The sequence below is a fragment of the Sphingomonas immobilis genome (assembly GCF_030580995.1).
Classification (GTDB): domain Bacteria; phylum Pseudomonadota; class Alphaproteobacteria; order Sphingomonadales; family Sphingomonadaceae; genus Sphingomonas; species Sphingomonas immobilis.
In genome coordinates this window covers 1-21,322 of the sequence record NZ_JAUQSZ010000002.1, presented here as the reverse complement: position 1 = coordinate 21,322, position 21,322 = coordinate 1, and the positions used below count along the sequence as shown (strand labels likewise).

Sequence of the window (21,322 nt, the reverse complement as noted above, 5' to 3'; positions counted from 1 at the left end):
GGCATGTGGCAGCTCTACCAATTCCCGCTTTGCCCGTTCTCGCGGAAAGTCCGGCTCCTGCTCGGCGAGAAGGGCGTGGGCTATGATCTCGTGCGCGAATCGCCGTGGCTGCGACGCGACGAGTTCATCGACATGAACCCCGCCGGGCAGACGCCGGTGATGACGGACCCGGAGCGCGGCCTGAAGCCGCTGATGGATTCGACCGCGATCTGCGAATATCTCGAGGAGACGGTCGAGAAGGCGGCGATGCTCAACGGATCGGCCGCGTACCGCGCCGAGACGCGGCGGCTGGTCGTGTGGTTCGATACGCATTTCTTCCACGATATCACCGCGCCGCTGCTGCACGAGCGCATGATCAAACGCATCTTCACCAAGGAAACGCCCGATTCCAAGGCCTTGCGCGAGGCGATGAAGGCCGCAGTACGCCATCTCGACTATACCGATTATCTGCTCGATCACAGCAACTGGATGGCGGGATCGACAATGAGCATGGCCGATCTGGCCGCCGCCGCGCAGATCTCGGTCGCCGATTATCTCGGCGGGATCGACTGGAAGAACCACGAGCAGACCGCGAAATGGTATCGTGGCCTCAAGAGCCGCCCGAGCTTCCGCCCGCTGCTGAGCGAGCGGATGGAAGGCATCGCGCCGCCCAAACATTATGACGACGTGGATTTCTGAGGTTGCCGCGACGACCCCAAAGCCGTTCGTGCTGAGCGAAGTCGAAGCACAAGCCCTGAGGTTGCAACTTGCCCTTCGACTTCGCTCAGGGCGAACGGAGGTTGGAGATGCACGTCACGCATGAAGCAGGGGCCGCCGCCGCGCCCGCGATCGGCTTCGACGATTTCCTGAAGGTCGATATTCGCGTCGGCACCGTGATCGAGGCGCTGCCCTTCCCGGAGGCGCGCAAGCCCGCGTTCAAGCTGGTGATCGATTTCGGCTCGGCGATCGGCGTGAAGACATCGTCGGCGCAGATCACCGAACATTACCGCATCGAGGATCTGCCCGGGCGGCAGGTGGCGGCGGTGGTCAACTTCCCGCCGCGCCAGATCGGCAAGTTCATGTCCGAGGTGCTGACGCTCGGTTTTCCCGATGCGGACGGGAAAGTGGTGCTGTTCGCGCCGGATGCGGGGGTGCCGAACGGGGGGCGGTTGTTTTAGAATTTTTCACGCGGAGGCGCGGAGGCGCGGAGAGAAAAGGGGGTTCGCGCAGAGGGCGCAGAGGACGCTGAGAGTTGCGCTACGGGCGCGGTCGGGAGACATTTCGACGCGAGAGATGGAAAGGAGCGCGCTGACGCGCGATTTCTCTCTGCGTCCTCTGCGCGCTCTGCGCGAAATATCTCCGCGCCTCCGCGCCTCCTCGTGAACCTTATCCCGCTTCGAAGCCTGCTCGAACATATCCTTGGGGGAAGTGGTGCTGTTCGCGCCGGATGCGGGGGTGCCGAACGGGGGCGGTTGTTTTAGATTTTCACGCGGAGGCGCGGAGGCGCGGAGCTAAAAAAGGGGTTCGCGCAGAGGGCGCAGAGGGCGCCGAGAGTTGCGCTACGGGCGCGGCCGGGAGACATTTCGACGCGAGAGATGGAAAGGAGCGCGCTGACGCGCGATTTTTTCTCTCTGCGTCCTCTGCGCGAAATATCTCCGCGCCTCCGCGCCTCCGCGTGAACCTTATCCTGCGAGACTCTTCGAGGCCTGTTCGAACATATCCTTGGACAGGCCGGGCGTGCTCACGATGCGTTCGAGTTCGGCCTTCATCAGCGCCGCGCGGCCCGCATCGAACCGGCGCCAGCGCCCCAGTGGCGGCAGCAGCTTGGCCGCCGTCTGCGGGTTGAGCTTGTCGAGCGCGATGAGCTGGTCGGCGACGAAGCGGTAGCCCGCGCCGCTGGCGGCGTTGAAGGCGCGCTGGTTGACGGCGAACGCCCCCACCAGCGCACGCGCGCGATTGGGGTTGGCGAGCGTGAAGTCGCTGTGGCGCACCAGATCCTGCACCGCCGCTAGCGTATCGTCGCGCTGTGACAGCGCCTGCGTCTGGAACCATTTGTCGAGCACCAGCGCATTGTCCGAATAGCGATTGTAGAAGATGTCGAGCGCCGCGACGCGCTCCTTCCCGTCGCTGTTGACGAGGCTGGTGAGCGCGCCCTGGCGGTCGGTCATGTTGTCGGCCGCCTCGAACTGCGCGAAGGCGAGGGTGGCCGCATCGGCCGCGCCGCTGGCCGCGATATAGCCGAGCGCGACGGTCTTCATCCGCCTGAGGCCCTTGGCCGCGGGCGAATAGGCATAGGGGCCCTGCGCCGCGGCGAGCGCATAGATGCCGCGCCATTTCGCCTCCAGCGTCTTGCCGATCGCATGGCGTAGCGCCTCGCGTGCGGCGTAGATCGCGTCGGGATCGACGACCGCCATCTGATCGCCGATGAAGCTTTCCGACGGCAGCAGCACCGCCTCCGCCACGAAGGCGCGGTCGAGCGCGGGATCATCGAGCGTGAGCGCGACTGCCGCGATCACGGCGTCGTGATCGCTCTGCATCCCACTCGCGTCGGCGACGAGCGTGTCGAGCATGAGCTGCTGCATCGCCTCGTAGCGGGCGAAGGGATCGTCGTCGTGCGCCGAGAGGAAGGCGAGGTCCTCGGGAGTCCGGTCGGTCTCGACGACGACGGGCGCGGAGAAGCCGCGGTTGATCGAAAGGACCGGGCGCTCGGTCACTTCCTCGAACGCGATTTCGGCGCGGCCGTCGCTGAGGATGGCGAGCTTTTCCTCCGACAGCGGCTTCGCGGTCTCGGCACCGAACAGCTTGAGCTTGATCGGCAGCACCATCGGCTGCTTGTCGGGCTGGCCCGGCGTCGGCGGCACGGTCTGTTCGAGCGTGAGGACGGCGCGGCCGCTGCCGGGCGTATGCGCGATCTGCGCCTTCACGCGCGGCGTGCCGGCCTGCGAATACCAGAGGCGGAATTGCGAGAGGTCGGCGCCGCTCGCCTCCTCCATCGAATGGACGAAATCCTCGCAGGTGGCGGCGGTGCCGTCGAAGCGGTCGAAATAGAGATCGCTGCCTTTGCGGAAATCCGCCGCTCCCAGCATCGTCGCCAGCATGCGGATGACCTCGGCACCCTTGTTGTAGATCGTCGCCGTGTAGAAGTTGCTGATCTCCTGATATTCGTCGGGCCGGATCGGGTGCGCGAGCGGGCCGGCATCCTCCGGGAACTGCGCGGCGCGCAGGCCGCGCACGTCCTCGATCCGCTTGACCGCCGCCGAGCCCTGATCGGCGGAGAAGCTCTGGTCGCGGTAGACGGTGAAGCCCTCCTTGAGGCTGAGCTGGAACCAGTCGCGGCAGGTGACGCGGTTGCCCGACCAGTTGTGGAAATATTCATGCGCGACGACGGCGGCGATGGCGTCGTAATCGTAATCGGTCGCGGTGTCGGGATCGGCGAGGATGTAACGGCTGTTGAAGACGTTGAGCCCCTTGTTCTCCATCGCGCCGAAGTTGAAATCGTCGACCGCGACGATGTTGAACACGTCGAGATCGTACTCGCGGCCGTAGACCTTCTCGTCCCACGCCATCGACGTCTTGAGCGCTTCGAGCGCATGCTGCGTGCGCGGCACGTCGGCGGCGCGGACCCAGATGCCGAGATCGACCGTGCGGCCCGACATGGTGACGAACTGGCCTTTGTTGGCGTGCAGGTCGCCCGCGACCATCGCGAACAGGTAACAGGGCTTGAGGAAGGGATCGTGCCACTCGGCCCAATGCTTGCCGCCCTCCAGATCGCCCTGCGCGATGGGATCGCCATTGGCGAGCAGCACCGGAAAGCGCGCCTTGTCGGCGGTCATCTTCACGCGGTAGCGGCTGAGCACGTCGGGCCGGTCGGGGAAGAAGGTGATGCGGCGGAAGCCTTCCGCCTCGCACTGGGTGCAGAGGTTCCCGCCCGAGGCGTAGAGGCCCATCAATTGCGTGTTGCGGTCGGGTGCGATCTCGACCTCGGTCTCGATCACATGCTCGCTGCCCGCAAGCGGCAGGACGAGCGCGCCGTCCTCGAGCGTCCAGTCGTTGACCGCCACGCCGTCGACGCTCACCGACAGCAAGGTCTGGCCGCCGCCGTCGAGCCTGAGCGGGCGATCGTGCGCGCCGCCGCGCACGACATTGAGCGTCGCGCGCACCCGCGTCCGCTCGGGCGCGAGATCGAAATCGAGCGCGATGTCGGGCACCTGCCAGTCGGGCGGGGTATAGTCCGCGCGGCGGGTGACGTGCGGGTGAGCGGCGGCGGTCTGGATATCGAGCATCCCTCGGGATGTAGGCTCGGGGGGCGGAGAGGGCCACCCCCAAGATGCGTCGCCCCGGCGGAGGCCGGGGCCGCCGCGTTCGGGGCAAAGCTTCCACCAATAATTCAGCGGCCCCGGCCTTCGCCGGGGCGACGGAGTCCTTGCGCGCGTGGCCACCTGTGATAGCCACGAATTCATGGGGATACGCAGGGGCTTGGCAGGGGGGATCGCGGCGATGCTGGCGCTGTCGGGCGCCGCGTTCGCGCGTGCGCCGGCCGAAGCGCCCGCGCTCACCCCAGATCAGGCGGCGCTGAAGGCGCATGTCATGTTCCTCGCCGCCGATGCGCTGCGCGGGCGCGAGGCGGGGACGCCCGATTACATGATCGCCGCCGAATATGTCGCGTCGCGATTCTTCGCGGCGGGGCTGAAGCCGGCGGGCGACGACGGCACCTATCTGCAGCGGGTGCCGCTGGTCCGCTTCCGCGCGGCGGCGCAGGGCGATCTGGTGCTGACGCGCAAGGGCGCCGCGCCGCTGCCGCTCGTGTTCGGGCGTGATTTCGTGCCCGGCGCGATCGCCGGCAAGGCGCAGTTCGCGCTCGATGCGCCGGTGGTGTTCGTCGGTCAGGGCATCGTCGCGCCCAAATACAAGCGCAACGATTATGCCGGGGTCGACGTGCGCGGCAAGATCGTCGCGTATATCGCGCGCACGCCGGTGACGCTGCCGAGCGAGGAGCGCGCGCACTTCGCGGCACCCGCCACGCGCGCGGCGATCGCGGGGGACCGCGGGGCGGTCGGCGTGATCGCGATCGAGCCGGGCAGCATCACCGAAGCGGGGTGGGACCGCCCGCAGATGAGCTGGGCCAAGGCCGACGGCACCGACGGCATGACCGCCACGCCGATCCTCGCCGTCATCAGCGGATCGGGCGCGACCAAGCTGTTCGTCGGCGCACGCACCTCGTGGGAGAAGATCGCGCCGCGCGTCGACGACCCGGAGGCGAGCTTCAAGGCCGAGCAATTGCCGGGCATGATGACGGTCGCGCTGAAGACGCAGTCGGAACAGCTCGTCAGCGCCAATGTCGCCGGGCTGCTGCCGGGCACCGATCCGGCGCTGGGGCGCGAGGTGGTGGTGCTGTCGGCGCACCTCGACGGGCTCGGCGTGGGGCCGCCGGTGAACGGCGACGCGATCTACAACGGGGCGGAGGACAATGCCGTCGGCATCGCCGCGCTGATCGAGGCGGCGCGGCGCTTCCGCACCAGCGACATGCCGACACGGCGATCGATCCTGTTCCTCGCGGTGACGGCGGAGGAGGAGGGGCTGATCGGCTCCGACTATTTCGCGACGCACCCGCCGCTGCCCTCGGCGCGGATCGTGGCGGACGTCAATTTCGACATGCCGGTGCTGTCCTATGCCTTTACCGACATGACGGTGTTCGGCGCGGATCGATCGACGCTGGGGCCGATCGTGTCGCAGGCGGTGGCGGCGCTCGGCGTGACGACCTCGCCCGACCCGAACCCGGAGCAGGGCTTCTTCGTGCGCAGCGACCATTACCGCTTCGTGCAGCAGGGCATCCCCTCGGTGTTCCTGTGGCCGGGGCAGGCGGGGCCGGGCAAGGCGGCGTTCGAGACCTTCCTGAAGGAACGCTACCACCTGCCGAGCGACGACCTGACGCAGCCGATCGACTGGGCGCAGGGGCTGCGCTTCGTGGCGGCCAACACCGCGATCACCCGCGCGATCGCCGACGCGCCCGAGCGGCCGCGCTGGAACAAGGGCGATTTCTTCGGCCTGCTCTATGGCGGACCCGGAGCGAAGTAAGTGAAGCTGTTCGTCTTCGGACTCGGCTATACCGCGCAACGGCTGGCGCGGCGGCTGCGCAGCGAGGGCTGGCGCGTGGCGGGGACGGGCGGCGGGGAGATCGCGTTCGAGGACGAGGCGGCGGTGCGGGATGCGATTGCGGGCGCGACGCATATCCTGTCTTCGGTGCCGCCTGCCGAGGGGCGCGATCCGGTGCTGGCACGCTACGGCGACACGCTGACGTGCGCGTGGCTCGGCTATCTCTCCTCGACCGGCGTCTATGGCGACGCGCGCGGGGCGTGGGTGGATGAGAGCGCGCCGACCGGCGGCGGGCGGCGTAGCGCGCGGAGCGAAGCGGATGCGGCGTGGCTGGCGCGCGGGGCGCGGGTGTTCCGGCTGCCGGGCATATACGGCCCCGGCCGTTCGGCGCTCGACCGCGTTCGCGAGGGCAAGGCGCACCGGCTCGGGATCGCGGGACAGGTGTTCAGCCGGGTGCATGTCGATGATATCGTATCGGGCGTGATCGCGGGGTTCGGCGGGCCGCCGGGCGCCTACAACCTCGCCGACGACGCGCCCGCCAGCCAGGACGATGTCGCCGCGTTCGCCGCGCGGCTGATCGGGATGGACCCGCCGCCGCTGGTGACGCTGGACGACCTGTCCCCGGCGGGGCGCGGCTTCTATGCGGAGAACCGCCGCGTCTCGAACCTGAAGGCCAAGCGTATGCTCGGCTGGACGCCGCGCTACACGGATTACCGCGCGGGCTTGCGCTCCATCAGCGCGATGACGAGCCCGATCAGCGCCAGGAGAGCGCCGAAGGCCGACAGTGTCGACCAGTGATAGTGTTCGAACACCGTCGATAGCGCCATCGCGATCACCGGCACGATCACGCCCGAATAGGCCGCCTTGGCCGGCCCGATCGCGCGGATCACGCCGAAATAGAGCGGGAAGGCGAGCGCGGAGGCGATGAGGCCGAGATAGAGCGTGCCGAAGATATAGGCCGGCGACGTATCGATCACCGGCGGGCCGGATATGGCGAACGCGAGCACCGCGTCGAAGCCCGAGCCGATCAGCATCGCGACGCCGATCGTCGAGATCATCGGATAGCGTTTCGCGCGCGCCGTGCCCTGCATCACGTTGCCGACCGACGCCGCCAGCGTACCCGCCAGCGTCATCGCGATGCCGGTGATCGCCTGCACCGGCCCATGCGGATCGATTCGCGCCTCGCGGATGAACAGCAACGTGATCCCCGCCAGCGCCACCGCCGAGCCGAGCAGCAATTGCTTTCCCAGCCGCTGCTTGAGGAAGATCGCGCCGAATACCGCATTGGGCAGCAGCAGCAGCGCGAACACCACCGCCACCAGGCCCGAGGTAACATATTGCTCCGCGCGGTAGATCAGGTTGAAATTGCCGCAGAACAGGCACACTCCTAGCACCGTCGCGAAGCCCAGGCCTTGCCGGTCGAGCCTGATCCGCTCGCCGCGCGCGGTCGCATAGGCGAGCATGGCAATGCCGGCGACGAGGAAGCGATAGCAGACCGACCAGCTTGGCGGCACCACGCCCAGCTGGCCGCGGATGACGAGCCAGGTCGATCCCCAGATCAGCGTGACGATCGCGAAGGGGATCAGGACGGCGAGGCGTGTCGCGGGCGGGGCGGGGGAATCGGACACGTAACGATTGGTAAGGCGATGCTGCGGCGCGGCAAGGGCCATTTTCTTATCGCGTGATAAGCGGGCCTTATGAAAGCGCGGCAATCGCCTCCGCCAGCGGGCGGATGTCGGCCGCGCTGCGATCCCACGCCACGACCAGCCGCACCTCGCCGGGCGCCCAATCGTAGAAATCGAAGCCGAGCGCGCGCAGGCTCGCGGCCTCGTCGGGCGTCACGCGCAGGAACACCTCGTTCGCCTCGACCGGGTGGACGAGCCGGTCGCCCGCGGCATCGGCCAGCATCCGTGCGCCGGCGTTGGCGGCGCGGCCGTTCTCGATCCACAGTCCGTCGTCGAGCAGCGCGATGATCTGCGCGGCGAGGTAGCGGCCCTTGGAGGCGAGCAGCCCGGCGCGCTTGCGGCGCTCGGGGAAACCCGCCGCCAGCTCGGGCCGGAAGAAGATCAGCGCCTCCGCGCTCATCCCGCCGTTCTTGATGAAACCGAAGCTGAGCACGTCGACGCCGGCGCGCCAGGTGAGATCGGCAGGCGTGCAGCCGAGGTGCGCGACGGCATTGGCGAAGCGCGCGCCGTCCATATGCAGGCTCCAGCCCTTCGTGCGGGCAAGATCGCCGATCGCGGCGACTTCGGACGGCGTGTAGACGAGGCCGTATTCGGTGGCGTTGGTGATCGAGACGGCGTGCGGCTGGACGCGGTGGACGTCGTCGGCGATCGCGTCCGTCACGGCGCGGATCGTTTCGGGCGTCAGCTTCGCGCCCGCGCCGTCGGCCAGCAGCAGCTTGGCGCCGTGGGTGTAGAATTCGGGCGCGCCGCATTCGTCGTTCTGGATATGCGCGTCGCGGTGGCAGACGATGCTGCCATAGGGCGGGCACAAGGCCGCGAGCGCGAGGCTGTTCGCCGACGTGCCCGAGGGCAGCCAGAAAGCCTTCACCGCGGTTTCGAACAGGTCCGAGAAGCGCGCGTCGAGGCTGCGACTCTGCGCGTCGCCGTCATAGGCGGTGTCGAGCGTGTTGCTCGCTGCCATCGCGGCGAACACGGCAGGGTGAACCGGGGCGGCATTGTCTGAGAAGAAGCGCATCCTCGCGCCTTGCGATGGAGGCGTTGTCAGCGTCAACACGGAATCCTCCCCCTGGCGGGGGGAGGATAATACCTATTGCTCGTCCGGCGGCGGATCCTCGGGCGGGGGGCGGCGGCGGTCTTCGCGGGGTTCGCCGTCGAGCGAGATGCTGCCGTCGCGGCCGATGTGCAGGCGCATGCCGAGCCCTTCGAGGTCGCCGCCGATCGGCAGGACGCTGTTGTCGCCGGTGTCGATCGCGTCGGGATCGACCGCCTCGGGCTCGGCCTCGGGCACTTCGGCCGCGCCGACGCCCAGCGCCTGCATCATGAAATCGCGCCACACCCGCGCCGGGATGCCGCCGCCCGACAGGCCGGGGTTGGGCGTGTTGTCGTCGTTGCCGATCCACACGCCGACGACGAGATCCTGCGCAAAGCCGACGAACAGCGCGTCGCGACTGTCCTGCGTGGTGCCGGTCTTGCCATAGGTCTTGATCGACAAGGCCGCGCTCCGCCCGGTGCCGGTTTCGGCCGAGGCGGCGAGCAGATCGCGCATCTGGTCGCGCTCGCTGTCGGACAGCGACTTCTCGCGTGAGGCGAGCGCGTCGTACCAGTGGCGCTCTGCCGGTTCCTCCTCCAGCCCGTGCGGGTGGACCGGATAATGTTCCCCCGCGATCGCCGCATAAGCCGCGGTCAGTTCGAGCAGCGAGACGGTCGATGTGCCGAGCGCGATCGTCGCCTCGTTGGGAATAGGCGTGGAGATGCCGAGGTCGCGCGCAGCCTTGATCACGGCGGCCGGGCCGACCTTGTAGATCAGCCGGGCGGCGGCGACGTTGCTCGATTTGGCGAAGGCCTGGCGCAGCGTGATCGTGCCGGCATAGCGGCCGTCGCTGTTCTTCGGGCTCCAGTTGCCGATCGTGGCGGGCTCGTCCTCGATCGTCGAATCGGGCGTCATGCCGCTGCGGAGCGCGGCGAGATAGACGAACAGCTTGAAAGCGGAGCCGGGCTGGCGGCGGGCCTGCGTCGCGCGGTTGAACGAGCTGGCGGCATAATCCTTGCCGCCGACCATCGCGACGACGCGCCCGTCCGGTCGCATCGCGACGATCGCAACCTGCGCGGTCCTTAGGCCGGCGCGCTTCACGGCCTTTTCGGCGGCGCGTTGCAGGCGGCGGTCGAGCGTGGTGCGCACCGTCGTCTCGGTGACGATCTCGCCGGCGCGATCGCGCGCGTCGGGCAGCACCCAATCGGCGAAATAGGTGCCGTCGGGCAGCGGCTTGATGCTGTTGGTGACGAGCCTGGCGGGGGCGACATCGGCGGCTTCGGCCTTGGTGATGAAGCCGGCATCGGCCATCGCCGCCACCACCAGCTTCTGCCGGTCGCGCGCGCCCTTCAGGTTCCCGGTCGGCGCGAGCCGCGAGGGTGCCTTGACGAGGCCCGCCAGCATCGCCGCCTGGCCGGTCGTCATGTTCTCCGGTTCGCGGTTGAAATAATGTTTCGACGCGGCGCGCAGGCCGTAGACGTTGTCGCCGAAATAGACGTTCGACAGGTAGCGCGAGAGAATCTGGTCCTTCGACAGCCACGCCTCCAGCCAGAAGGCGATCATTACCTCGCGGATTTTCCGCGCCGCGGTGCGATCCGAATCGAGGAAGGCATTCTTGGCGAGCTGCTGCGTGATGGTGCTGCCGCCCTCGCGCACGCCGCCGCGCCCGACATTGTGGACCATCGCGCGGAGGATGCCGCGCGGATCGACGCCCCAATGCGAGCGGAAGCGGCGGTCCTCGATCGCGAGGAAGGCGTCGGTGACATGCTTGGGCAGCTTCGCCGCGTCGACCGGCTTGTCGATGATCGCGCCGCGCCGCGCGATCGGCGTGCCGTCCTCGGCGAGCAGAGTGACGCTCGGTGGCGTCGGCGGCTGCAGCGACTTGGAGAGCGGCGCCGTCACCGCCAGCCAGCCGACCGCGAGCACGAACAGGACGATCACCACGCCCAGGCCCCGCATCGCCCAGCGCAGGCGATTGGTGCGCGGGCGGCGCTCCTCCGGCATCTCGTCGTCGAACTCGCTCTCGAAATCATCGGGCGGTTCTCCGCCGCCGTCACGACGGGGCGGCGGCAGGCCGCCGGTCAGCTCGAAAGGTGCCTCTTCATGCTCGACATGCTTGGGAAAGAAGGGCCGCATGCTCACTCCACCGGGCTCGCGATGCGGCCGGCAAGTGTATTACTACAATATAACACGATTAGCAAGATCGGGGCGCCGGGGCAGTCATGGCCGCAATGTATCACCGCACCGCGCGGGGAGCGAGTGCTTGCCGTGGCTTCCCATCGCCGGGCGGTTTGCCTAGAGAATCGTGGTCAAATGCTTGGTGCAGCCCTCCTCCTCGCGGCCGCCGTGCCGGCCGCTCCGGTCAAGCCGGGGCCGTTCGCGACGTTCGACGACTGGGCGATCGGCTGCGACAATGCCAATCGCTGCACGCTGACGACGCTCGACCCGGAAGAGGGCCCGGCACCGAGCGAGGTGTTCACGATCATGCGCGAGGCGGGTCAGCCCGGCCGCTGGAAGATGTGGCTGACCGCGCGCAGCGACGAGGATCCCTTCGCGGTCGAGATCGACGGCGAGCAGGTCGGCGGCCCGTTTCGCGCGACGCCCGACGGCGCGACCATCGAGGGCGCGACCGCACGCGCCATTGCCGCCGCCCTGCCGAAGGCGCGGCGGATAGAGGTCGTCGACGGCGTCGGGCGAACGCTGGCGAAAATCTCGACCGCCGGGCTCGACGCGGCGCTGCGCCGCCTCGACGAGGTGCAGGGGCGCGTCGGCACCGTCACCGCCGCGATCGTCACAGGCCGCCGCCCGGAAAGCGCGGTGCCCGCCGTGCCGACGCTGCCGATCGTGTCGGTCGTGAAACCGGTCGGCAGCCCGCCCATCCTCTCGTCGGCGAAGGTCAAGGCGTTGCAGCGCCGCGCGAAATGCCGGGTCGGGCGCGGCACCGTGAAGGCGCGGCTCTATTCGCTCGATCACACCCGCAACGTGGCGCTGGTGCCGTGCCGGACGACGGGCAACAACCCGACCTCGGCGGTCTATATCCTTGACAAGGGCGTGGCGAAGCTCGGCCGGCTCGATGCGGTGCCGGGCCTCGACGGCTGGACGCGCGTGCCGCGCATCACCAACGGCAGCTATTCGAACGGCTCGCTCTACAGCTATGCGCGCGGCAGCGAGGACGGCGATTGCGGCCTGTCGCAGCATTTCCTGTGGGACGGCACGAAGTTCCGCCTGATCGAACAGACGCAGATGGACGTGTGCCGGGGGAATACCGCTTTCATCAGCACGTGGCGCGTGCGGCTGCGGTTTCCGTAAACACTCTAATCCGTTCGCCCTGAGCTTGTCGAAGGGCTGCTTTTCCTGGCACGAAGAAAGGGCAGGGCTTCGACAGGCTCAGCCCGAACGGACTTGTACTACGGCGCCGAGCGCGGCGGCTGTGCCTCCGCCAGGATCACCGCGAACAGGCCTTCCGGGTCGGTCCATTCCTTGACCGGCGTCCAGTCGCCCGCGAGCAGCAATGTGCGGGCGTCGCGGGGGCCGTATTTGTGGCTGTTCTCGGTGTGGATCGTTTCGCCGGCGGCCATGCTGAACGGGCGGCCCTCGATCTCGAACGCTACGTCCTCGCTTGCTTCGAGGTGCATCTCGATCCGGGCGCGATCGTCGTTCCAGATCGCGCGGTGGCGGAAGGCCTCGACCGGGATCGTCGCGCCCAGTTCGCGGTTGATGCGTTCGAGCAGGTTGAGGTTGAACGCCGCCGTCACGCCCGCCGCGTCGTCATAAGCGGTCTCCAGCACGGCCTTGTCCTTGATCCGGTCCATGCCGATCAGCAGCATCGCGCCTTCGCCGAGCGACGCCTTCATCGCACGCAGCAGATCGACCGAGCTGTGCGGGATCATGTTGCCGATCGTCGAGCCCGGGAAGAAGCCGAGCTTGGGCAGGCCCGCGACCTGCACCGGCAGCGCGAGCGGTTTCAGGAAATCGCCCTCCAGCGGCAGCACCGGCAGGCCGGGAAAGGCGCTCGCGAGGTCAGCCGAACTCTCGCGCAGGAAATCGCCCGAAATATCGATCGGCACATAGGCGCTGGGCGAGACCGCGCCGAGCAGGATCGGCGTCTTGGTCGACGAGCCCGAGCCGAACTCCACCACCGCGCGGCCCTGCCCCGCCAGATCCGCAACCTCGCCCGCGCAGGCGCGGAGAATCGCGGTCTCGGTGCGGGTGGGGTAATATTCGGGTAGGTCGGTGATCGCCTCGAACAGCTCCGAGCCGCGCCGGTCGTAAAACCAGCGCGCGGGGATCGCACGCGGGCGGCTTTCGAAGCCGCGCAGCACGTCGGCGCGGAAGGCGGGGTCGGCGAGGCTGGCCTGGCCGTCCTCGATCTCTTGCTTCAGCATCGGCTTACAGATCCTTCGCCAGGCGCACGCCGGTGAATTGCCAGCGCTGGTGCGGATAGAAGAAATTGCGGTAGCTGGCGCGGACATGCCCGCGCGGCGTGGCGCACGATCCGCCGCGCAGCACGAACTGGCCGCTCATGAACTTGCCGTTATATTCTCCGACGGCGCCGTCCGCCGCACGGAAGCCGGGGTAGGGACGATAGGCGCTGCCGGTCCATTCCCATACGTCGCCGTAGAAGGCGGGGCCGGCGGAGGAGGGGCGCGGTTCGACCGGGCCGGCGCCGTCGAGCTGGTTGCCGGTCATGTCGTCGTGCAGCGCGGCGGCGGCTTCCCATTCGATCTCGGTCGGCAGGCGCAGCCCCGCCCAGCTCGCATAGGCGTCGGCTTCGAACAGGCTGACGTGCGTGACCGGGGCGGCGGGATCGATCGGCCGCCGTCCGTCGAGCCCGAAGCGCGTCCACACGCCCTCGCGCTGTTCCCAGTAGAGCGGCGCGGCGACGCCTTCCGCCTTCACCCACGCCCAGCCGTCCGACAGCCAGTGGCGCGGATCCTTGTAACCGCCGTCGGCGATGAAGGCCGCCCATTCGCCGTTGGTGATCGTGCGGTCGGCCAGCGCGTGCGGTGTCAGCAGCGCCTGATGGCGCGGCCCTTCGCAATCGAAGGCGAAATGCGGGTCGTCATGGCCGATCTCGAACAGGCCGCCCGCGCTCTCGATCCAGCCGAGCGGCCCCGGCATCTCGACCGGCACTTTCCGCGCGCCGGGCCACAAGGCGGGCTCTATCGGGTTTTCGGACATCAGGTGCAGGATGTCGGTGAGCAGCAATTCCTGATGCTGCTCCTCGTGATGACAGCCGAGCCGCACCAGCTCGCGCGCTTCGTGCGGCAGATCGGGCAGCGCCGCCTCGACCGCGGCATCGACATAGGCGCGGTAGCCGAGCACCTCGTCGAGCGTCGGCCGCGTCAGCATGCCGCGCCGCCCGCGCGCATGGCGGCGCCCCTCCGCCTCGTAATAGCTGTTGAACAGGAACGGGAAGCGATCGTCGTACAGCCGGTAGCCGGGCACGAAATCGCGCAGCACGAACGTCTCGAAGAACCAGGTGATGTGTGCGAGGTGCCATTTGGCGGGGGAGGCATCCTCCATCGACTGCACCGTGGCGTCGGCATCGGAGAGCGGCCCCGCCAGCGCGACGCTCAACGCGCGCACCTCGGCGAAGCGCCGCGCCAGCGCTTCGGAAGACGGGGAAAGGCCGAGGCGTGTTCTCACAATGTTCCTTCTCGGCCAGCGGCCGTCAGGAGTCAATCGCGCGAGCGTTGCGAAGCTAGCGGGACGCCCCAGGCACCCACAAAACGTCGCCACCCGCGGATTTGTTCACGAAGCGACTGGCGACGAACAAAAAATCCGACAGGCGATTGAGATAGGCCAGCGCTTGCGGATTTAAAGCGACCGATTGCGACGCCGCGACGGCGGTGCGCTCGGCCCGGCGCGTGACGGCGCGGGCGAGGTGGATGGCGGCGGCGGCGGGCGTGCCGCCGGGCAGGATGAAGCTGGTGAGCGGCGACAGCGTGTCGTTCATCGCGTCGATCTCCGCCTCCAGCCGCGTCACCTGCGCGGGGACGATGCGCAGCGCCATTTCGGTGGGGGCGAAATTCTCGCCCGGTGTCGCGAAATCTGCGCCGAGATCGAACAGGTCGTTCTGGATGCGCGCAAGCTGCGCCGCGAGCGGGTCGCCCGCCAGCGCCACGACCGCGAGGCCGATCGCGCTGTTCGCCTCGTCGACGTCGCCCATCGCCGCCATGCGCGGATCGTATTTGGCGACGCGCGAGCCATCGACCAGCCCGGTCGTGCCGGCGTCACCGGTGCGCGTGTAGATCTTGTTGAGCTTGACCATCGGAGCGGCCCCCCAGCCGTGAAATCAGCTGCGCGCGCCGCCGATGAAGAGGATCAGCACGATGATGAAGATCGCGATCGCCTGAAAGAAGATGCGGTATTGCATCATCTTGTTCGATTTGACCGCCGACGGGCTCGGCCCCTCGCTGCCCTCGCGCGCGTCCGCGCTCGCGTTGAGCAGGAAGGTCGCGAGCCCGCGCACGAGGGTCACGACCACCGCGATCAACGCCGCGATCAGGAGCAGGGTGAGGAAGATTGTCATGGCCGGTATTTAGGCGCTCGTGGTGGCAAAGCCAATGGGCAGCCGCCCGGCGCGCAATGCCGCCGCGATAGCCGCGCCGTCCTCGCCGCGCTCCCGCAAGCCCGCCAGCGTCGGTGCGCCGTCGCGCTTGGCGAGGCGTTTGCCGTCCGCATCGGTGAGCAGCGCATGGTGGCGGTATTTCGGCACCGTCAGATCGAGCAGCGCCTGCAGCAGGCGGTGGACGTGCGTCGCCGCGAACAGATCGCTACCGCGCACGACATGCGTGACGCCCTGCCACGCATCGTCGAGCGTTACTGCGAGGTGATAGCTCGCCGGAGCATCCTTGCGCGCCAGCACGACGTCGCCGTGCTGGCGCGGATCGGCGGCGATCTCGCCCGCGATCTCGTCATGCCAGACGAGCGGCCCGGTGCGCGCGACCGCCGCCGCCATGTCGATCCGCCAGCAATGCGGCGCGTCGAGGTCGCGCGGCGGCGCGTGGCGGCAGGTGCCCGGGTAGACCGGCCCCTCCGAGCCATGCGGCGCGCTCAGGCTCGCGGCGATTTCCGCGCGGGTGCAGAAGCAGGGATAGAGCAGCCCCATCCCCCGCAGCCGCTCCAGCGCACCGGCATAGGCATCCAGCCGCGAAGATTGCCGCACCACGTCCCCGTCCCAGCGCAGCCCGAGCCAGGCGAGATCCTCGGCGATGCCCGCGACATGCTCTTCGCGGCTGCGCGTGCCGTCGATATCCTCGATGCGCAGCAGAAAGCGCCCGCCGTCGGCGCGCGCCCGGTCATGCGACAGGATCGCCGAATAGGCATGGCCAAGGTGCAGCTTGCCCGTCGGGCTCGGGGCGAACCGCGTGACGGTCACCTGTGGAAAAGCAAGCATTGACCGCGAGTCGCGCGTAATGTCATCATGGCGTCATCCTAGTCGGCGATTGCCGCGCCAGGAAGCGAAGGGGGCGCGTGAGTGTATCATCCCGATCTGATCCGGCACCCGGACAGTTGCCCGGCGCTAGTGTTGAACGCCGACTATACGCCGCTGAGCTATTATCCCCTGAGCATCTGGCCGTGGCAGACCGCGATCAAGGCGGTGTTCCTCGACCGCGTCGATATCGTCGCCGAATATGAGCGCGAGGTGCGCAGCCCGACCGCCAAGCTGAAGCTGCCCTCGGTCATCGCGCTGAAGCAATATGTGCGACCGAGCGCGTTTCCCGCCTTCACGCGCTTCAACCTGTTCCTGCGCGACAAGTTCGAATGCCAATATTGCGGATCGGGGCATGATCTGACCTTCGACCATATCATCCCGCGCGCGCAGGGTGGCCGGACGACGTGGGAGAATGTCGCGACGGCCTGCGCGCCGTGCAACCTCCGCAAGGGCGGCCGGACGCCGAAGCAGGCGCACATGCCGCTCCACATCGAGGCGATCCGCCCGACGAGCTGGCAGCTGCAGGAACACGGCCGCCGCTTCCCGCCCAATTTCCTGCACGATACCTGGCGCGACTGGCTCTACTGGGACGTGGAACTGGAGGCGTAAGGCGCGTTCATTGAATATAGGCATGGATGAGTGCATATAGAGTGCAGGGAGTGCTCTCATGCTTGCCGCTTTTCTCGACGATATTCGCGATCACGACATCATCGCGCCGCGTTTGATGGCCGAACGGCTCCGTCTGCCGATGTCGCAGCTTGCCAAGCTCGCGCGCGTCAATCGCAACACCATGACGGCGAAACCGGCGAGCCCCGCCATCCAGGCCAAGCTCGGCGAGATCGCGCGCATCATCGCGCGCGCGGCCGAACTGGCCGAGGACGAGGGCCGCGCGATCATCTGGTTCAAATATCAGCCGCTGCCCGGCTGGGGCAACAAGACGCCCGAGGACGTGGTGGAAGAGGGCTATCCGGATGCGGTGATGGATGCACTCGAGCGGATGGCGGCGGGCGTGTATTCGTGACACCCGCCGTAATCACGGGGCGATGCGACGACTAAGGCGTAAGCCATGCCCTATCCGATCGGTCCCTGCACCGCGCCGCTCTGGCGGATGATCCACCCGCGACATCAGCGCGAACCGTTCTCCGGCGAAGGTGCGCGCCTGTATGGCGGGCGGTGGAACATGAAAGGCTGGCCCGCCCTCTATCTGTCGACCGATCACGGCACCGCCATTGCCGAATATCACCAAAGCATGATCCAACCCGGCATGCTCGTGCCGTATCGGGTGGCGGCCGCCAGCGTGGCCGATCTGACCGCCACGGACGCCCATATCGAAGCTGCGCTGTCGTGCGATTGGGATCAGATCGCGCGCCGCGACGGTGAGGTGCCGCCAAGCTGGAAACTCGCGCAGGATCTGATCGCCGGGGGTGCGGAAGGGGCGATCGTGCCGTCTGCGCAATATCGCGGTGGGCGCAACCTCGTCCTGTGGCGCTGGCACGATGCGCGCAAACCCGGCGACGGCGCCGCCCTGACCCTGCTCGATCCGCAACAGGCGCTCGCGCCTTAGCGTTTGACCGACTCACCTCCCGCAGTGCAGCAAGGCGGCATGGCCGACCTCCCCTCGATCGCGAACAATCCCGACGTCCGTTTCCTGGGCAAATTGCTCGGCGACGTGATCCGCGCCTACGGGGGCGAGACGCTCTACAAGCGTACCGAATATATCCGCGCGGCCTCGGTCGATCGGCATCGCGGCGTCGGCGAGGGGGCGGAGACCGATCTCGGGCTCGACAGCCTCAGCCTCGACGAGACGCTCGATTTCACGCGCGGCTTCATGCTGTTCTCGATGCTCGCCAACCTCGCCGAGGATCGCCACGGCGTGACGGCGGAAGCGGGCGCGGACGTCGCCTCGGCGCTGGCGCGGCTGGAGGGCGAGGGGATCGGCCGCGAGGCGGTGATGGCGCTGCTCGGGCATGCGCTGGTCGTGCCGGTGCTGACCGCGCACCCGACCGAGGTGCGGCGCAAGTCGATGATCGACCACCGCAACCGCATCGCCGAGCTGATGGCGCTGAAGGATGCCGGTGCCACCGAAACGCCCGATGGCGACGACGTGGAGGAGGCGATCTTCCGCCAGATCGCGCTGCTGTGGCAGACGCGCGTGCTGCGGCGCGAGCGGCTGTTCGTGACGGACGAGGTCGAGACCGCGCTGTCCTATCTGCGTGACGTGTTCCTGCCCGCGCTCCCCGCGCTCTACCAGCGCTGGGACCGGGCGATGGGCGAGCGCGTGCCGAGTTTCCTGCGTCCCGGAAGCTGGATCGGCGGCGACCGCGACGGCAATCCCTTCGTCACCGCCGAGTCTTTGCGCACCGCGCTCGGCCGGTCGTGCGCGGCGGTGCTGGTCTATTATCTCGATGCGGTGCAGGCGCTGGGCGCGGAACTGTCGATCTCGACCGGGCTGACGACTGTGGACGATGCCGTGCTGGCGCTGGCCGAGGCGAGCGGCGACGATGCCGCGAGCCGCGCCGACGAGCCGTACCGCCGCGCGCTGACCGGAGTCTATGGGCGGCTCGCGGCGACGCACCTGGCGCTCACCGGCCAGCCCGCGCCGCGCACGGCGCTGCACGACGGCGCGCCGTATGCGGGCCCGCAGGACCTGCGCGCCGATCTCGTCGCGATCGCGCGCGCGCTCGCCACCGGGCCGCTGGCGACGGGCGGCAAGCTCGGCCGGCTGATCCGCGCGGTAGAGACGTTCGGCTTCCACCTCGCCACGCTCGACATGCGGCAGAACAGCGCGGTGCATGAGCGCGTCGTGGCGGAACTGCTCAAGGTCGCGGGCGTCGAGGGCGACTACCTCGCGCTCAGCGAAAGCCAGCGCGTCTCGCTGCTGCGCCACGAACTCTCCAACGCGCGGCCGCTGACCAGCCCGTTCGCCGACTATTCGGACGAGACCAAATCCGAGCTCGCCATCGTCGCGGCGGCGGCGGAGGCGCACGCGAAATACGGCCCCGGCTGCATCACCAACTATATCGTCTCGATGGCGCAGTCGGTGTCCGACCTGCTCGAGATCAACGTGCTGCTGAAGGAGGTCGGCCTCTACCGCCCCGGCCCCGAGCCCACCGCCGCGATCATGGCGGTGCCGCTGTTCGAGACGATCGGCGATCTCGAGGCCGCGCCCGAGATCATGACCGAATGGTTCGCGCTGCCCGAAGCCGGGGCGATCACCCGCGCGCGCGGCCATCAGGAAGTGATGATCGGCTATTCGGATTCGAACAAGGACGGCGGCTATCTCACCTCGACCTGGTCGCTGTCCAAGGCGTCGACCGCGCTGAAATCGGTGTTCGAGGGTGCCGGGATCGGCATCCAGCTCTTCCACGGGCGCGGCGGTGCCGTCGGGCGCGGCGGCGGATCGGCCTTTGCGGCGATCCGCGCGCAGCCGGCGGGCACGGTGCAGGGCCGCATCCGCATCACCGAACAGGGCGAGGTGATCGCCGGCAAATTCGGCACGCGCGAAAGCGCCGCGATCAACCTCGAGGCGATGACGGCGGCGACACTGCTCGCCAGCCTCGAACCCGATCCGATCCCGGCGGCGGACCACGCCCGCTTCGCCGCGGCGATGGACGAGATTTCCGATCATGCCTTCACGGCCTATCGCGATCTCGTCTACGGGACCGAAGGCTTCCGCACCTTCTTCCGGCAGATGACGCCGCTCACCGAAATCTCGAACCTCAAGATCGGCTCGCGTCCGGCCAGCCGCAAGAAATCGGACGCGATCGAGGATCTGCGCGCCATCCCCTGGGTGTTCTCCTGGGCGCAGGCGCGCGTGATGCTGCCGGGCTGGTACGGCGTGGGCCATGCGCTCGATGCCTTCGTCGACAAGGGGCTGCTCAAGGAGATGGCCGGCGGCTGGCCGTTCTTCGCGGCGATGCTGGCGAACATGGAGCAGGTGATCGCCAAGTCCGACATGGGCATCGCTGAGCGGTATGCCGGGCTGGTCGAGGACCGCGCGCTAGCCGACGCGATCTTCCCGCGCATCCGCGACGGCTGGCACAAGACGCACGACGCGCTGCTGGCGGCGACGGGGCAGGCGCACCTGCTGGAGAAGCACCCGGCGCTCGACGCATCGATCCGGTTGCGGCTGCCCTATATCGAGCCGCTCAACCTGCTGCAGATCGAACTCATCAAGCGCAGGCGAGCGGGCGAGGAAGACGCGCGCGTTGGCGAGGGTATCCTGCTGTCGATCAACGCGATCGCGACGGCGCTGAGAAACAGCGGTTAGTTCGTCGCCCCGGCGGAGGCCGGGGCCGCCGCGTAGTCGAAGAGATCGGGTGCCCCAAACCCAGCGGCCCCGGCCTGCGCCGGGGCGACGACGCCTTCGAGCCGCAGCAGAAACGCCTTCGCCTCGAGCCCGCCCGCGAAGCCGGTGAGCTTGCCGTCGCTGCCGATCACGCGGTGGCAGGGCGCGATGATCGAGATCGGGTTGCGCCCGTTCGCGGCGCCCACGGCGCGCACGGCGGCGGGCCTGCCGATGGCGCGCGCGATCTCGCCGTAGCTGCGCGTCTCGCCGAACGGGATGGCAAGCAGCGCCGCCCACACGCTCTTCTGGAAATCGGTGCCGGCGAAATCGAGCGGCACGTCGAACGCCTCCAGCGTGCCGTCGAAATAGGCGCGGAGCTGGCGCGCGGTCTCGGCCAGCACGGGATGGTCGGGCACCTCCGTCATCGCGCCGAGAGGCACACGCGCGGGATCGTCACCTTCCCACAGGATCGCGGCGAGCGCATCGCCGCGCGCGACCAGCGTGAGCGTGCCGACGGGCGAGGGCATGGTCTTGAAGCGAATGGTCATCGTCTGGATTTAGCTTCGCCACGCCGCGCGCGCATCCCGTCGCTTGCGCTCAACACCTTTTCCGTTCGTGCTGAGCGAAGTCGAAGCACGTGCCCCGCAACACGCCCTTCGACTTCGCTCAGGACGAACCGGGATTTTAACCGCTGCGCGGCTTGGGCGGCTTGGGAGCGCCACCCCCGGGCGGAGGCCCGCGCCGCCGGCGCGTCTCGACGGTCGGCGGTTTGGGGCTCGGCCGGCCCCCGCCGCGCGGTCCGTCGC

At 68.5% G+C, this 21,322-nt stretch carries 19 protein-coding genes; 9 read left to right on the top strand and 10 right to left on the bottom strand.

Annotated elements, in window-relative coordinates; translation table 11 throughout:
• The first annotated feature begins 3 nt into the window (after positions 1-3).
• Complete coding sequence (locus Q5H94_RS03095; protein ID WP_304559770.1) at positions 4-678, top strand: glutathione S-transferase family protein; 675 nt, start codon at positions 4-6, stop codon at positions 676-678.
• 107 nt (positions 679-785) lie between these two features.
• Entirely contained in the window at positions 786-1,157 is a 372-nt protein-coding gene (locus tag Q5H94_RS03090; RefSeq protein WP_304559769.1) for a tRNA-binding protein, read from the top strand.
• Between the two features lie 504 nt (positions 1,158-1,661).
• Here Q5H94_RS03090 and pepN read toward each other — a convergent pair.
• Positions 1,662-4,262 (bottom strand): aminopeptidase N, encoded by a 2,601-nt coding sequence (gene pepN, locus Q5H94_RS03085; RefSeq protein WP_304559768.1) that lies wholly within the window; start codon positions 4,260-4,262, stop codon positions 1,662-1,664.
• A 193-nt stretch (positions 4,263-4,455) separates the two neighbouring features.
• Here pepN and Q5H94_RS03080 point away from each other — a divergent pair, with 193 nt between their 5' ends.
• Positions 4,456-6,054, top strand: a complete 1,599-nt coding sequence (locus Q5H94_RS03080) for a M28 family peptidase (protein ID WP_341850078.1) — start codon at positions 4,456-4,458, stop codon at positions 6,052-6,054.
• Complete coding sequence (locus Q5H94_RS03075; RefSeq protein WP_304559766.1) at positions 6,055-6,870, top strand: Rossmann-fold NAD(P)-binding domain-containing protein; 816 nt, start codon at positions 6,055-6,057, stop codon at positions 6,868-6,870.
• Here the strand turns inward: Q5H94_RS03075 and Q5H94_RS03070 are convergent.
• The 3 genes from Q5H94_RS03070 to Q5H94_RS03060 form a co-directional block, all read right to left on the bottom strand.
• Positions 6,783-7,742, bottom strand: coding sequence for a DMT family transporter (locus Q5H94_RS03070; RefSeq protein WP_304559765.1), 960 nt, complete (start codon positions 7,740-7,742; stop codon positions 6,783-6,785). The genes Q5H94_RS03075 and Q5H94_RS03070 overlap by 88 nt on opposite strands.
• Positions 7,743-7,767: 25 nt before the next feature.
• Positions 7,768-8,772, bottom strand: coding sequence for a threonine aldolase family protein (locus Q5H94_RS03065; RefSeq protein ID WP_304559764.1), 1,005 nt, complete (start codon positions 8,770-8,772; stop codon positions 7,768-7,770).
• A gap of 72 nt (positions 8,773-8,844) precedes the next feature.
• Positions 8,845-10,923: a transglycosylase domain-containing protein gene (locus Q5H94_RS03060; RefSeq protein ID WP_304559763.1), complete on the bottom strand. Its 2,079-nt coding sequence runs from the start codon at positions 10,921-10,923 to the stop codon at positions 8,845-8,847.
• A gap of 177 nt (positions 10,924-11,100) precedes the next feature.
• On the opposite strand from Q5H94_RS03060, the gene Q5H94_RS03055 reads away from it, so the two are divergent.
• Positions 11,101-12,096: a DUF1176 domain-containing protein gene (locus tag Q5H94_RS03055; protein WP_304559762.1), complete on the top strand. Its 996-nt coding sequence runs from the start codon at positions 11,101-11,103 to the stop codon at positions 12,094-12,096.
• Between the two features lie 98 nt (positions 12,097-12,194).
• Here Q5H94_RS03055 and egtD read toward each other — a convergent pair whose 3' ends face one another.
• Genes egtD through gluQRS form a run of 5 tightly spaced genes read right to left on the bottom strand, consistent with a single transcriptional unit; the run spans position 12,195 to position 16,189 of the window.
• On the bottom strand, positions 12,195-13,172 hold the full coding sequence (egtD, locus tag Q5H94_RS03050; RefSeq protein WP_304559761.1) for an L-histidine N(alpha)-methyltransferase: 978 nt from the start codon (positions 13,170-13,172) through the stop codon (positions 12,195-12,197).
• A 4-nt stretch (positions 13,173-13,176) separates the two neighbouring features.
• Positions 13,177-14,436: an ergothioneine biosynthesis protein EgtB gene (gene egtB / locus Q5H94_RS03045; protein ID WP_304559760.1), complete on the bottom strand. Its 1,260-nt coding sequence runs from the start codon at positions 14,434-14,436 to the stop codon at positions 13,177-13,179.
• Between the two features lie 55 nt (positions 14,437-14,491).
• The gene (locus tag Q5H94_RS03040) at positions 14,492-15,061 is read right to left on the bottom strand and encodes a cob(I)yrinic acid a,c-diamide adenosyltransferase (protein WP_304559759.1); all 570 of its coding nucleotides are present in this window, start codon (positions 15,059-15,061) and stop codon (positions 14,492-14,494) included.
• Positions 15,062-15,085: 24 nt separating this feature from the next.
• The gene (locus tag Q5H94_RS03035; RefSeq protein WP_304559758.1) at positions 15,086-15,322 is read right to left on the bottom strand and encodes a twin transmembrane helix small protein; all 237 of its coding nucleotides are present in this window, start codon (positions 15,320-15,322) and stop codon (positions 15,086-15,088) included.
• Between the two features lie 9 nt (positions 15,323-15,331).
• A complete protein-coding gene (gene gluQRS, locus Q5H94_RS03030; RefSeq protein WP_304559757.1) occupies positions 15,332-16,189 on the bottom strand; it encodes a tRNA glutamyl-Q(34) synthetase GluQRS in 858 nt (285 codons plus the stop codon).
• An 81-nt stretch (positions 16,190-16,270) separates the two neighbouring features.
• On the opposite strand from gluQRS, the gene Q5H94_RS03025 reads away from it, so the two are divergent.
• The 4 genes from Q5H94_RS03025 to ppc are packed head-to-tail and all read left to right on the top strand — an operon-like array spanning position 16,271 to position 20,498.
• Positions 16,271-16,837, top strand: coding sequence for an HNH endonuclease (locus Q5H94_RS03025; protein ID WP_304559756.1), 567 nt, complete (start codon positions 16,271-16,273; stop codon positions 16,835-16,837).
• A 58-nt stretch (positions 16,838-16,895) separates the two neighbouring features.
• Positions 16,896-17,249, top strand: coding sequence for an antitoxin Xre/MbcA/ParS toxin-binding domain-containing protein (locus tag Q5H94_RS03020; RefSeq protein ID WP_304559755.1), 354 nt, complete (start codon positions 16,896-16,898; stop codon positions 17,247-17,249).
• A 45-nt stretch (positions 17,250-17,294) separates the two neighbouring features.
• On the top strand, positions 17,295-17,792 hold the full coding sequence (locus tag Q5H94_RS03015) for an RES family NAD+ phosphorylase (protein ID WP_304559754.1): 498 nt from the start codon (positions 17,295-17,297) through the stop codon (positions 17,790-17,792).
• Between the two features lie 39 nt (positions 17,793-17,831).
• The gene (gene ppc, locus Q5H94_RS03010; RefSeq protein ID WP_304559753.1) at positions 17,832-20,498 is read left to right on the top strand and encodes a phosphoenolpyruvate carboxylase; all 2,667 of its coding nucleotides are present in this window, start codon (positions 17,832-17,834) and stop codon (positions 20,496-20,498) included.
• Here ppc and Q5H94_RS03005 read toward each other — a convergent pair.
• Positions 20,495-21,064 carry a methylated-DNA--[protein]-cysteine S-methyltransferase gene (locus tag Q5H94_RS03005; RefSeq protein ID WP_304559752.1) on the bottom strand — a complete coding sequence of 190 codons (570 nt, stop codon included), beginning with the start codon at positions 21,062-21,064 and terminating at the stop codon, positions 20,495-20,497. The genes ppc and Q5H94_RS03005 overlap by 4 nt on opposite strands.
• Positions 21,065-21,322: the final 258 nt, after the last annotated feature.